The organism is Pseudoalteromonas sp. CH_XMU1449-3, from assembly GCF_037027245.1.
Lineage (GTDB): Bacteria > Pseudomonadota > Gammaproteobacteria > Enterobacterales > Alteromonadaceae > Pseudoalteromonas > Pseudoalteromonas shioyasakiensis.
In genome coordinates this window covers 237149-250981 of sequence record NZ_JAYMDY010000002.1, presented here as the reverse complement: position 1 = coordinate 250981, position 13833 = coordinate 237149, and the positions used below count along the sequence as shown (strand labels likewise).

The 13833-nt window shown below is 41.4% G+C and carries 11 protein-coding genes and 1 pseudogene; 5 read left to right on the top strand and 7 right to left on the bottom strand.

From position 1 onward, the window contains the following. Positions 1–3 precede the first annotated feature (3 nt). Complete coding sequence (locus WA256_RS03645) at positions 4–3003, top strand: bifunctional diguanylate cyclase/phosphodiesterase (RefSeq protein ID WP_105181454.1); 3000 nt, start codon at positions 4–6, stop codon at positions 3001–3003. A gap of 27 nt (positions 3004–3030) precedes the next feature. On the opposite strand, the gene WA256_RS03640 is transcribed toward WA256_RS03645, so the two are convergent. Further along, a complete protein-coding gene (locus WA256_RS03640) occupies positions 3031–3360 on the bottom strand; it encodes a translation initiation factor (protein WP_054562149.1) in 330 nt (109 codons plus the stop codon). Positions 3361–3493: 133 nt separating this feature from the next. Between WA256_RS03640 and WA256_RS03635 the strand changes: the two genes are divergently transcribed. The 4 genes from WA256_RS03635 to WA256_RS03620 all read left to right on the top strand — a co-directional run bounded on the left by WA256_RS03635 (position 3494) and on the right by WA256_RS03620 (position 7438). Further along, positions 3494–3799, top strand: a complete 306-nt coding sequence (locus WA256_RS03635; protein WP_054562148.1) for an STAS domain-containing protein — start codon at positions 3494–3496, stop codon at positions 3797–3799. Next, on the top strand, positions 3799–5469 hold the full coding sequence (locus WA256_RS03630) for an ATP-binding SpoIIE family protein phosphatase (RefSeq protein WP_062566821.1): 1671 nt from the start codon (positions 3799–3801) through the stop codon (positions 5467–5469). Before WA256_RS03635 ends, WA256_RS03630 begins: the two co-directional genes overlap by 1 nt. Before the next feature lie 45 nt (positions 5470–5514). Further along, entirely contained in the window at positions 5515–6174 is a 660-nt protein-coding gene (locus WA256_RS03625) for a GAF domain-containing protein (protein WP_055197972.1), read from the top strand. A 73-nt stretch (positions 6175–6247) separates the two neighbouring features. Beyond that, entirely contained in the window at positions 6248–7438 is a 1191-nt protein-coding gene (locus WA256_RS03620) for an amino acid aminotransferase (RefSeq protein WP_054553227.1), read from the top strand. Between the two features lie 77 nt (positions 7439–7515). On the opposite strand, the gene WA256_RS03615 is transcribed toward WA256_RS03620, so the two are convergent. The 6 genes and pseudogenes from WA256_RS03615 to WA256_RS03590 form a co-directional block, all read right to left on the bottom strand. Then, the gene (locus WA256_RS03615; protein ID WP_335989058.1) at positions 7516–8265 is read right to left on the bottom strand and encodes a DUF3379 family protein; all 750 of its coding nucleotides are present in this window, start codon (positions 8263–8265) and stop codon (positions 7516–7518) included. Then, positions 8265–8813, bottom strand: a pseudogene (locus WA256_RS03610) (sigma-70 family RNA polymerase sigma factor); the annotation flags it as partial. The gene WA256_RS03615 and the pseudogene WA256_RS03610, both read right to left, overlap by 1 nt. Before the next feature lie 78 nt (positions 8814–8891). Further along, complete coding sequence (locus WA256_RS03605; protein ID WP_335989056.1) at positions 8892–10541, bottom strand: BatD family protein; 1650 nt, start codon at positions 10539–10541, stop codon at positions 8892–8894. Further along, positions 10535–12412 carry a vWA domain-containing protein gene (locus tag WA256_RS03600; RefSeq protein ID WP_062566824.1) on the bottom strand — a complete coding sequence of 626 codons (1878 nt, stop codon included), beginning with the start codon at positions 12410–12412 and terminating at the stop codon, positions 10535–10537. The genes WA256_RS03605 and WA256_RS03600 overlap by 7 nt, the downstream gene beginning before the upstream one ends. 1 nt (position 12413) lies before the next feature. After that, positions 12414–13400 (bottom strand): vWA domain-containing protein, encoded by a 987-nt coding sequence (locus WA256_RS03595; RefSeq protein WP_062566825.1) that lies wholly within the window; start codon positions 13398–13400, stop codon positions 12414–12416. Continuing rightward, positions 13393–13833: a DUF4381 domain-containing protein gene (locus WA256_RS03590; protein WP_062566826.1), complete on the bottom strand. Its 441-nt coding sequence runs from the start codon at positions 13831–13833 to the stop codon at positions 13393–13395. The genes WA256_RS03595 and WA256_RS03590 overlap by 8 nt, the downstream gene beginning before the upstream one ends.

Genomic DNA, 13833 nt, shown 5'->3' with positions numbered 1-13833 from the left:
CCTGTGGTGTATCGACGACCGCCATCACGTTTTGGTGTGAATTCATTAAGTATGAAATTGTCGCTGCTGATCTCTGCGATTTGTTTGATTGCAGGTATATGTGCTGCGGCTTTGATGCTTAAATCTGAAGAAAAACAGCTTGTGTTTGAAGAGCACGAACTTTTAAAGCACTCTAGTGAACGCTTGAGTCGTCAATTTAACCGCTTGATCAAAACCAAAATCAATATTGCTGAGCAGGCGAATAACGTCGTAAGCAGCCAACTCCTTCACAACGAATCGCATTTACAAAGTAAACGCAGCGCAGAACTCAAATTTGCCCTCGATGGCAGTATCCGTAGTACCTCAGAAGATGGCTTATCGGCTGCGTTTCTCCCTCAAGATAAATATTCTGAATTTTATAAACAGCTTATAAACGATTCTGAATCGCTATGGAAAATCGTTTCACCGACCTTAATTCAAGATTTCTTTAATTTTTACCTTGTCACCAAAGATAACTTTATTCGAATCGCGCCACCAAACTGGGCACTCAATGTACCTGGTGACTTTGATTTTACTAAAGGCGAAACCTTCAATTACGCTCAGGCTGCAACTAACCCAAGCCGAGAAGCGGTGTGGTCAAAAGTGTATTACGATACTATTTGGCATAAGTGGGTGGTGAGTGTGCTTGTGCCAATCTACCTTGATAACGATTTTTTTGGTGTCACGGGCAGTGATATCGCGCTTGAAACCTTATTGGCACAGCTACCTATCGGTGACCGTGAGCAGCATCTGTTAGTGTTTGATGCAAAAGGTCAGCTGTTAGCTCACCCTGATTTAGATAAAACCACGCTTGAGCAATATGGTCGTGAAGGTAAAAAATTACTCACCGAAGATTTTGTAAACCCTGATCTGCAAAAACTAGTGTCTGAAACCATTCGTTTAAAGTTACCTGAGTCGGCAAATTCATTCGTACAAGATGGCGAAACTCACATTATCAATATTCGTAAAGTCGAGAATCTAAATTGGTATATTGGAATTTATAAAAAACGTTCGTCGGCACTTTCTGCGCTTGAAGAGTTAAAAGTAAAATTCTTTGGCTTGTTTATCTTGTACGCTATTTTAGTTGCTTTGTTATTACATCAAGCACTTTATCAATTAGTACTGCGTCGCATTCATTCGTTGGTTAATGCGGTAGTTAGTTTTGGCAAAGGGCAATTACAAACTGAGTTTCCAAAGGCTAATAAAGATGAAATTGGCACGCTAAATGGCTCGTTTAGAGACATGGCTATTGAAATTCGTAAGTTGATCGATGGCTTAAACCAGCGCATTAGTGAAAAAGAAATAGCTGAAAAAGCGGCGAATCGTTTATCTAAAGCTGTGGCTTTCTCTGGTACCGGTGTGGTGATCACCAATCAAGATTTTGAGATTAAATACGTGAATCCGAAAATGGTTGAAATGACCGGTTTTGAGGAGCGTCACTTTATTGGCTCGCCGCTGCTGAATATCATTTCACAAGAAATGGCGATTTTAGTCGATGATATTGATATCGATTTGCGTAGCCGTAATTATTGGCGCGGGGATACCTTATTACAAGGGAATGAACGCCAATCAGTTTGGGTTTCGTTAAGTATTTCACCAATTCGTGAAGATGGTGGTGAGATCACCAGTTACGTGGCATCAGCACAAGATATTTCGTTTGTAAAAGAAAGCCAGCGTAAGATGGAGCAATTGGCTTACTTTGATACCTTAACGGGGCTTGCTAACCGTACTTTCTTCAGAATGCAGCTGCGTAAATCAATGGCACTGGCTGAACGTGGTCATTATGCATTTGCCTTATTCTATTTTGACTTAGATGAATTTAAACGTATCAACGATACACTAGGGCATGATGCAGGGGATCAGTTATTAGTTGAAGTGGCTAACCGTTTGAAAAAGCGTTTGCGTACGGAAGATACAATAGCGCGTTTAGGCGGCGATGAATTCGCGGTCCTTTTAAGTGGTATTGAGCATCAAACACATGCCATGGAAGTGGCTAATACGATTCAGCGCACACTTAATGAGCCAATCAAATTAGGTAACAATGAAGTGATCATCAGTGCCAGTATTGGTATCACAATGGCACCATTTGATAGCCAAGAAGAAGATCAGCTACTTAAACATGCCGACCTTGCGATGTATGAAGCAAAAGCGAAAGGGCGTAATACTTTCCACTTCTATAGCCAAGAGCTCAATGCTGCAGCAAACGAGCGCTTATTCATTGAAAATGAGCTTCGTACTGGTATTCGCGAAGGGCAGTTTAGGGTTTATTATCAGCCACAAGTTGATTGTAGAAATAACCAAGTGGTTGGCTACGAAGCACTTATTCGTTGGTTCCATCCTAAAGAAGGGATGATCCCACCAACTAAGTTTATTCCTATTGCTGAGGCAACTGGTTTAATTGTTGAATTAGGCGCATGGATACTGCAAGAAGCGTGTGAGTTTGCTGCACGTTTAGCAAGCCAAGACTTAAAGAATAATATTTCAATCAACCTGTCGGCACGTCAATTTAAAGATGCGAACTTGGTGTCGACACTGGATAAGATCATCAAGCAAACAGGTGTTGAGCCTAAACGCTTACACCTTGAGCTAACAGAAAGTATGCTAATGGGGCATGTTGAAGCCGCTATTTTACAACTGCATCAGTTAAAAGCCTTGGGTGTATCAATTTCAATCGACGACTTTGGTACTGGCTATTCTTCACTGAGTTACCTAAAACGTTTCCCTGTGGATATTTTGAAAGTTGATCGCTCGTTTGTGAAAGATATTCCACAAGACAGTAATGATATGGAAATTACCGCTGCGATTATTGCTATGGCACAAAAGCTGAAGCTTAACGTTGTTGCCGAAGGGGTGGAAACTATTGAGCAGATTGAGTTTTTACAAAACAACAACTGTTATATTGTGCAAGGTTACTACTATAGCAAGCCTATCCCTGAAGATGAGTTGCCAGCACTTTATGAACAGCTCAACTCGTTGAATTCATAAAATACAGAACGCAAAAACAGGGGGCGATTAGCCCCCTGCAATTTTAACTTTAAACTTTAGTCCTTCGAGAATCGCTTTTAGCTTATCTCTGTCATCACCTTGAACTTCGATGATACCGTCTTTTACTGCACCGCCTTGGCCCATTTTACTTTTAATGGTTTTGGCTAATTTTTTTAAGTCGTGCTGCTCGCTGTCGATACCAACAACTAACATCACGCCCTTACCTTTGCGCCCTTTGGTTTGACGTTCTATGCGTAAAAAGCCGTCTTTAAAAATTTTACCTTGGCTTGGTTTACTTTCTTTAGGTTGCTCAATGCGACCCGTTGCAGTTGAATAAACTAGATTATTATCGCTCATGGTAGATCTCGTTATAGAAGCTTGGCTAAATGATAACAAATTTCATCCTAAGTGTTTTAATTTTTGGCTTATTTGTTTTAAGCGGTTATATTTAGTTAAGTATCAGGAAAGATTTGTTTATTAGGAGTTTATTATGAGTTTAACGCGCAGCACTTCTGCTGATGGCGCTATATTAACTGTACAAATCAAAGGAAAATTTGATTTTAATTTGGTGCAATCTTTTCGTCAGGCGTATGCCGATCTTAACGACAATATCGATAAAGTGGTTATAGACCTTAGAGAAACAGATTACATGGACAGCTCAGCGTTAGGCATGTTGCTGAACATGAAAAAAAACCTAACAGGCAAAGTTGAAACAATTCAAATTAGTAACTGCCAACCGCAACTGAAAAAAATCCTGCAAATCTCACGTTTTGATAAAAAGTTCGATATTGATTGATGCTTAATATTCTGGTTGTAGACGATCTTGCCTTAAATCGTCGCTTATTAACCGTGATGTTAGAGCAGCAGGGCTACCGTGTTTATACCGCTGAGAACGGTCTTGTTGCTTTAAATCTGCTCGAAGAACACACTATTGATATTGTGTTACTCGATGTCATTATGCCTGTGATGGACGGCTTTGAAACCGCAGCGATTATCAAAGAGCGCTTTAGCCAAGTTTACTTACCGATTATTTTTATTACCTCATTAGAAGACGAAGCGAGCTTTGAGCGTTGCTTATCGGTTGGTGGTGATGATTTTTTGCATAAGCCGTTTCAAGAAGTGATTCTTAACGCGAAAATTAAAGCGCATAGCCGGATCCGTAATTTAAGCCAAAAGGCAAGAGAGCAAAATCTACAACTTGAATATCATCAAAATCAAGTCGAACGCGAACATGAAATTGTCGAACATATTTTTAATAATGCTCTTGAGAACCAACAATCTTTTCCTAAGCATTTAGATTTTCATTTATCGCCTGCGGCTATGTTTAATGGCGATATGTTTTTGGTCGCACAAAGCCCATTAGGTAGCTTATATTGCATGCTTGGTGATTTTACTGGTCATGGTTTAGCCGCTGCAGTTGGAGCTCTCCCTGCTTCAAGAGTATTTTATACCATGGTGAGTAAGGGCATGTCTGTGAGTGATATTGCCGCAGAGATCAATTCAGTATTAGGTAAGTTATTACCAGGCCACATGTTTTGTGCTGCAACCATCATAGAGCTTAGCAGTACCGGAAAAAGTATCTCGGCATGGCTAGGGGGCTTACCCGATACCTATATCATCAATCAAAGCGGTGAAGTTATTCGTACCCTTGAATCTCAACATATGGCACTGGGTATTTTAGAAGAAGATGAATTCGAACGTGCACTTATTCATATTGAAGTAGAAGACACATGCCGTATTGTCATGGCAACCGATGGTATCATTGAAACGACTAGTCCACATGACGAGTACTTTGGTGAGCATCGCTTTAAAAAAGTGCTAGCCTCAAAACCTGCTATTTCTACTGAGCATGTACTTGAACGAGTCAATAAATTTGCCCGTGGTAATAAACAACAAGACGACTTGAGCCTCGTATTATTAAATTGCTTACCAATGCGCGAGCCTGAGCAAAAATCAGAGCCGCTATCCGCATTACCTTTTAATTTTTCATTGAGCCTGAACTCAAAGCAAATCAAAAGTACCGATCCGGTGCTGGAAGTTGTTGATGTAATAAGCAAAGTAGCAGGGTTAAATGCACATCGCGCTAATATCTTTTTGATACTCTCAGAAGCGTATAACAACGCTTTAGATCATGGGGTGTTAGGTCTCGACTCAGAGGTCAAAAATCAGGAAGATGGCTTTTTAATTTATTATCAACAACGTGAAGAGGCACTCGCAAATTTAACCGATGCCTTAATCATTATTGATATTCGTTATTGCCCAGAAGAACTTGCTTTATATTTTACTGTTTGCGACTCAGGAAATGGTTTTAGTAAAGAACAGGCAAATCAACAAAGCCTTGCAAGAGAGCATGGTAGAGGCTTGTGCTTGCTTGGGGAAGTAGCTTCAAAAGTGACCTTCAATAGTGCAGGCAACCAAGTCGAAATTTATTATCAATTAACAGCAAGCAGTACTAGCTCACACTAAAATCGCATGTTATCATTCTGGCATTATAGATGTTTGGATGGCTAAATGATTTCTAACTACTTATCGACAGCTCAGCTTAAATTACCAGAAAATTTGGTTGCTGAGCAATTATCAAACCTTGAACATTATCTTGCAGAGTCAGCTTTACCAGCAGTGCGTTGGGAGTATCAAATTCCTGAGCTAGGCGAGGGTGGTGCGTGTAGCTTGTTTGGCTACTTACAAGATGAACCATTCAAATTAAATGATTATGTTGCCGATGATGCTACCAATACTGAAAAACTGGCTAAGCTTCAACAAATTATCGATTTTGTTGTTGCCCAAACTCAAGTTGATTGGTTTGGTATTTATCAAGCGACAGAGACTAATGAAGGCTCTCAGTTATTAAAGCTGGTTTATCATGGTGCACCGAGCCGTCCATTATTCCCGCTAACTGAAGCATTTGCTAAAGGTAGTAACAATGTTCAAGTTGCACTTTCTAAGCAAGGGCGTGTGATCAATAACGTAGCCGATTACCTCGCACAAGGTGGTGAGTATTATACTTGCGATCCTAAGGTGAAAGCTGAGACTTGTTTACCATTATTATCAGACAAAAATGAATGCTTAGGTATTATAGATGCAGAAGCATTTAATAATGATTTCTTTGATCAGCAAACCCTTGCATTACTTGTGGCTTGTTGTATTAAAATTCCTCAACTCTTGGTCTAATTTAACTAGTAATCAGGCTGGGTTTTTATGTTAAGCTAGTGGCAACGCTAACCCCTATAAAAAGAGATAGTCAATGTTCTCAGAATTAAAACCATTACCAACAGATCCTATTCTTGGCCTAATGGCGGCCTTTAAACAAGATACAAACCCAAAGAAAATCGATTTGGGTGTAGGTGTTTATAAGGATGAGCAAGGCAATACGCCTGTATTAAAAGCGGTTAAAAAAGCGGAAGCGTTTCGTTTAGAAAACGAAACCAGTAAATCGTACATTGGCTTGGCAGGTAACCTAGATTACTGTCAAAAAATGGAAAACTTATTACTGGGTGAGCATCCAGCACTTTTAGCTAACCGTGTTCGCACTGCACAAGCACCAGGTGGTACAGGTGCATTACGTGTTGCAGCTGAATTCATCAAGCGTTGCAACAAAGATGCGACGGTATGGGTAACTACGCCAACGTGGGCAAACCACATCAGCTTATTTGAAGCGGCGGGCTTAACAGTAAAAGAATACCCTTACTACGATTACGAAAATAAAGACCTTTTATTTGATGACATGATTAATACCCTTAAGCAAGTGCCTAAAGGTGATGTTGTGTTATTCCACGCATGTTGTCACAACCCAAGCGGTATGGATTTAAATGCTGAGCAATGGAGCACAGTTGCTGATCTTGCTGTTGAAGTTGGTTTCACGCCATTGGTTGATATTGCTTACCAAGGTTTTGGTTCAAGCCTTGAAGAAGACGCAGCGGGTCTTCGTAAATTAGCAGCAGCGGTAGATGAGCTAATCATCTGTTCTTCTTGTTCGAAAAACTTCGGTTTATACCGCGAGCGTATCGGTGCATGTTCAATCATTGCTAAAGATGCAGCAACTGCTGATATCTCAAACTCTGTATTATTAAGCGTTGTACGTAGCATCTATTCAATGCCTCCTGCACATGGTGCTGATATTGTTAGCACGATTTTAGGTAGCACTGAGCTGACGCAAATGTGGCATGACGAGCTTGATGAAATGCGTAATCGTATTAATGGTTTGCGTACTTTAATCAAAGAAAGCTTAGCAGCGAAAGGCATTGAGCAAGACTTCTCATTTATTGACCGTCAAAATGGTATGTTCTCATTCCTAGGTATTAATAAAGAGCAAATCGAGCGCTTACAAAAAGAGTACTCTATCTACATTGTTGGTTCTAGCCGTGTAAACGTTGCTGGTATCAGTGATGCAAACATTGATTACTTTGCAAATGCAGTAGCAGACGTTTGTAAGTAACCTGCTTTATAGCGATAAAAAAACCGCAGTGACTGCGGTTTTTTTATGCCTGTAATATATGTTACTACGAGTAGGTATTAATGCAGCCAGCGAATGGCGTCATTGATCATACTGTTGTAGCTATCAAGTGGAGCGCCAATACTCGCTATTAAGATAGTATCCGCTCGCTCACCGCGGTTGATGTGGCCAGCGAAACGCTCATCATTGAAATCGTCAGAGCCAGTGCCAAATGGTTGCTCATCAGAAGGCACAATGAATACCGTCATCGGGCCAAAATCAGACTCAAATACCAAGTGCAGACCTTTTTTGCCTTGAAAGTCACAAAACATTAAATAGGTTACTTTACCTGGTAGCTCATCTAAATGTCCGCCAATGGTGGCAAACTTTTCGTTCACATAGGCAAGGTCTATCGCTTCATGTTTATCTAGCGAGCCTATCTCATGGTATAGGTGCGCAAAGGCATGCTCACCCACGCTGTATAGCGTATGTTGTTTGTTAGTGACAAAGAACACACTAATTGCTACTAAAAACGACGCTGCAGCGGCTAAATACAGGCGATTAAAGGCAAAGCGCGACTTAGCCTCAATAATGGTGTCTAGCGGCTGCTCTGAAGGCGCTTCTTCTGAGGCATAGGTATTATCAATAATTCGCTTTGCTAAATTTTCAGGCACGGGGATGTTAAGCGCATTACTTAGTTCATCATCTAAAGCGCGCACATCATCAATAAACGCCTGTTTATCTGTGTCCTGCTCGGCAAACGCTTCAAGTTCCTTATCAATAGTGCTTGGCTCGGCGAGGATGCGGCGGCGAAACTCGAGTTCATCCATTAATTTGATGCTCCTCTAAGTTGATCATCATCACTGCTTAAAGCCTCTTTAAGCTGGTTTCTGGCACGGAAAAGTCGTGTCATGACAGTATTTTTATTTAAATCGAGGATCTGGGCAATTTCATCGCCAGAGCAACCCATTACTACTTGTAATAGCAATGGCTCTCGATACTCTTGTGATAACTTTCCTATTTGTCGTTGAATCACTGTTTGTTCCATTTCAGCATCAAGGGTTGTACTTTGTTCATCTACAAGGATGTCGTTTTCAACATCGGCGTAATCAAATTGTTTACGTTCAAAGCGGCGTGCATTCTCGCGGCGCAAAATAGTTAACAGCCAAGGTTTGACTGCTTGTTGATCTTGCAGTGAATCCAAGGCACGCCAAGCCCTCAGGAAGGTTTCCTGCACTAAGTCTTCAGCAATGTTCTGATCACGACACAACCAATACGCAAAGCGAAAAAGCTCACTGTGGTAGACATGAACCAGCGCTTCATATCGCTTTTGTTTTTCTGTCATAGTAACTAAGACCTGCCTATCAGAAAAAAACTTTCTGAGATTATTATTTTTTTCTTAAAAAAACGGCTAATTCAAGATTAGCCGTTTATATTCAACCTATTAGAATAATAGTTAATCGTAAAGATTTTTTAATTCAGTATCATTACTTGTCGGTTTAGTGTGCTTTGCAGCTTGGCTTAGCAAGCTGACGATTAAGCTTAAATCAACCTGTTCATCTGCTGAACTATAAAGTTTAGTGCGTAATTTAGCAATTTCATCATTAAGTTGTGTATTTTTCAGTGATGCTAGTAAACACTCGATTGCTGCAGCATTTTTACCTGTCTGCTGTTTTGCATAAAGGTTCAACGCGTTATAAAACCCTGAGCTATTGTTTTGCTTTGCAAACTGCTTAAGCTCATTCAACGATACTGATGAACCACTGGTAGGTAATGGCTCAGCTGCCGACTGTTGAGGGCGCTTTTTAATGTAAAGCACTAAGGTGATTAACCAAAGCCCATAGCCGACAATTGCCACGACAATAAGCCACACAGGGGTTGTAACTTGCGTAACGGTTTGTACATTAGTTGGTGTATCACTGGGCTCATTAGAGCTTGCGGTTTGCGGCTCTGCGATAGCAGGAGCTGTTGGTGTGAGTGGATTTGTACTTGGCACAACGGTTAATGTACGAGCTGGTATGGTCGCATAGCTAATACGATTGATTTTAGTATTAAACCAAGGCAGCTTGATTTCAGGTAATGTGTAAGTGCCCGGTGTTTGCGGTAATAAAGCATAAGAAGCCGTTTGTTGTGAGATAACACGGCCATCACGTACCAGATGATTACTCTCTTTTTCATCAGGGTAACTTCTAAAACCTTTCACCTGCGGCATATCGATATCAGGAAGTTGCTCTTTAGTAACCCCTAATGCAGTTAAGGTGATAGTTCGAGTGATTGGCGTACCAACTTCAACGGTGTCATCTTTTGGTTGCCATTGCTCATCAAGGTTAACTAGTTCACTTGGTAGCCATGCACCTGTGTAGTTTTCTGGAATTGGCTTGATTTCAACATCAACATCTTCGCCCATCGCTGACACAGCCATTTGGCGATAGTTTTGACGAATACGGCCATTGAAAACAGGTGCCGTAATAGTATTTACACCACTTTTTTGTGGCTGCACTAAGTACTCACGGGTGATCACTAAATAGCGTTTGCCATCAATTAACTCATAGTCTTCAGATTGCTTGTTAATTGGGGTTAGCTCAGCGTTTTCCATTTCTGGCGTAGTTAAGTTGCCATCAAGCAATTCTTTGTTGTTGTCTAAATACAATTTAACCGTATAAACACCGGCTTCTTGCACGTATAAGCTACTTGGCTTGATGCTTGTTTTAATGAAGGCTTCTTTATTTTGCTCTGAGGTTTGACTGCGCTTAGCTACCGTTAGCTCAATCGGTTTTGAACTGACACCAGCTACAGTAAATGCAGGGATGGTATAAGTGCCTTCTTTGCGGGTCATCAGCTTTACAGACCAGTTAGTTTGCTTACTGATTTCACCATTAATAATATTAGTGCGCGAGCTAACACTGGTTGGCCCAACAACAAAGTCTTTTAATAGCACCGAAGTGTCTGGTTGTTCGCTGTTAATAGAGTCGTCTGCTGAGATGGTTAAAACAAAAAACTCACCGGCAAGGACAGGGTTTTTATCAACACTTGCCTGTAGCTGGGTGGCAGCCCAAAGCGGCGCTGCCGCGATTAGCAATAAACAACATAATAATCGCATTACCATGATTTTTCGGCTCCTCGTGGACGACGTTGGTAGTTTCGTTTTTGTGCTTCTAATTGCATTTTATTTCTTAATAAGATCGCAGGATCATCGGGAACTTTACGCAGCAACTGGTTAAGTTGCTGAGCTTTTTCTTTCTCTTCATTAGTCAGTTCAGCAGCTTGTGCCTGCATTGCTTGTTGCTCTGCTTGCTGTTTAGCTTGTTCGTCGTTTTGCGATGGCTGTGGCTGAGCATCTTGTTGCTCGGGAGCTTGCTCTGGCTGTTGTTCTCCAGATTGTGACGACTTGTCTGCTTGTGATTCCATTTCAGGTTTGTTTTGCTGGTCACTATTTGACTCGCTTTGCTCACCTTTTTGATCTGATTGCTCACCTTGCTCTGACGGTTGTTGGCCATCTTGCTGCTCACTTTGCTCAGAGTTTTCGCCTTGCTGTGAATTTTCACCCTGTTGCTTTTGCTGGTTATCTTGCTGGCCATCAGAGTTTTGTTGATCATTGTTTTGCTGTTGATCTTGTTGCTGCTGTTGTTGCTCTTGCTGCTGCAATAACTGTTCAACGAGGGCTTGGTTTTCTTTTGCCTCAGTGAAGTCATTTTTAAGCTGCTGGGCTTGCTTATACGCTTCAATGGCTTGTTCTAGCTCACCAGCCTTAGCAAGGGCATTACCGTAGTTGTACAAACCCGTCGCAGATTTATCTTCACTAAACGCATCCATCGCAGCTTGGTAATTACCTTGCTGATAAAGAGCAGCGCCTTTTAATCGCGTGTTTTGTGCTTGGGCGGCTTGTTCAAATTTATTTTGCTGATAGGCATCAAGAGCACGTTGGTCTTGGTTTTTAAATACGTCTGGTAACTCAGCAGCGTAAACCTGTTGCTGAGGTAGGAGCATAACAAACAAAAAGCCAAGCACTAAGCTGCTACGGCGAATTAAAAAGAGCGCTAACGGCAATAAAATAATCAGGCCGTAAATACCTGCATCAACTCGCCATAATGCTTGGCTTTGTTTCTCATCTTTGAGTATTTCTGCATTGGCGGTGGGAGCAAATGTTTGAATATCTTGATTACTGGTTTGATACAGTGCAAATTTGCCACCGCTGTTGCGCGCAAGCGAGCTTAAACGGCTAACATTAAGCGTCGGAATCACAATCTGTCCTTGAATGTCTTTTAAAAAGCCACCTTCTGGTAACTTAATCGGCGCACCTTGCTCTGTGCCAACTCCGTAGACATTTAAACGATAATTAGACTGAGCGGTAAAGCGGCTAATATCTTCTTGATCTAGGCTATCAACCCCATCGGTGACTAAAATAATATCACCATCTAAATAGCCAGCTTGTTTAAGTAAATCGTCGGCTTTTTCTAGGCCTTCAATAACATTCGAACCTTTGCTCGGCATGATATCAGGGCTTAGGCTTGGGATAAGGTTAGCCAAAGTGCTAGCGTCATTAGTTAGCGGTGAAATAGTAAATGCAGAGCCTGCATAAGCCACTAATGCCGTATCACCTTCTTTGAAAAGCTCAATCATATCAAGTGCTTTAAATCGAGCCTGCACTAATCGGCTTGGTGCGATGTCGGTACTGAACATGGAGTACGACATATCCATCACAATGACCCGCGCATTCTTTGCTTGAAACACCGGAACCTGTTTCTTTTCAAAGCTTGGACCTGCTGCAAAAACGATGGCTAACAGAGTAAATACAGCAACTAGCCAAAGCGGTTGGCTTTGTTTTTTATGATTGTCGCTCATTACAAACTGCGCCAAATGGGGCGCAATTAAATCAGCAGGGGCGCTTTTTTTGTTGCGTACCAACAGCACACTAAAAATAATCAGCGCGGGAATTAATAACCAAAGTAGGGCAGGGCGAATAAATTCAAAATCCATACTAGTTCTCCTGCTTAAATTGGCGAATAAAACTGACGAGCATTGCTAAGCTTATTAAGCCTAGCGCCACAAGTAGTGGAATATAAAACAATGAAATTTGTGGGCGGAACGTTTGTTCATCGCTACTAATTGGCTCAAGCTTATCGAGCTCTTGATAAATTTGCTGTAAGCCAGCCACATCTTTTGCTCTAAAGTATAAGCCGCCGGTTTGCTCGGCAATACGCTTGAGTAAGCTTTCATCTAAGTTACCGCCACTCATACCACCCATATTAAATAGGCTGAAACCACGCGGGTTATCAGAGCCAACACCTATGGTATATACCTTAATGCCTTCTTCGCGGGCTAACAGCAGGGCATCTTCTGGATCAAGGTTACCTGCGGTATTTTGACCATCAGTTAAAAGTACAACGATACGGTTACTTTCATCTTTATTAGCAAAACGCTTTACAGATAAACCTAATGCATCACCAATGGCTGTTGCTCTACCTACTAGGCCGATTTGCGCTTCGCTGAGCATTTGGCTCACGGTTTTAACATCACGAGTAAGAGGCGTTTGTAAAAATGCGGTATCACCAAATAAGATAAGACCTAGTCGGTCGCCTTGACGCTGTTCAATAAAGTCACTGAGTACAGCTTTTACCATGGTAAGCCTATCAACATATTGATTCTGATAGGCCATATCTTGCTCTGTCATAGAGCCAGATAAATCCACCGCCAGCATAATATCGCGGCCTTCATTAGGCAGCGTGATAGGTTCATCAAGCCAAGTTGGGTTTGCAATAGCGACAACCAATAAAACCCATACTAGCCACTCGAGCAATGAGACTTTTCGGCTATGTTGCTGCACTGCTTGATTATTTAAGCCCAGCTTAGCAAAGCCAGGAATACGTAAACGTAACTGCCCTTGCTGCTTTAACGGCATAAAGCGGCTTAATAACCAAGGCAGAGGTAAAAGCACAAAACACCATGGCCAACTAAACTCAAACATTAATTGGCTCCTTGAGTTTAAAGTTGCTAATAGCATTGCGTAATTTAGCTGCAAGTTCAGCATTATTACTTTGTTGTTGATAAAGCGGCATCAATTCGTCGTAACTAAATTTATCGCCACTCAGTTTCGATAAACTTTCAGACCACTTTGCCAAAGGCTGAGAAGCAAGCTGATTGCTGTAATAATGACGAGTTAAGCGTTTTAAAATAATGTGTAGCTCTTGCGCGTCATCATCACCAAGGGTTTTACTTAGCTTAATCGCTTGTTTTTTGGCTTTTTTAAATTGCTGGTTTTTATATAAAAGCACTAAGCCGATAATTAATAACGAACCAACTAAGGCGATAATCAGCCACCAAATTGGAGCAAGTGGCCACCATGCAACCTCGGTCGGTGCAATGACATCATGTAAGCCATCTAGCGGATTTTTTTGCAT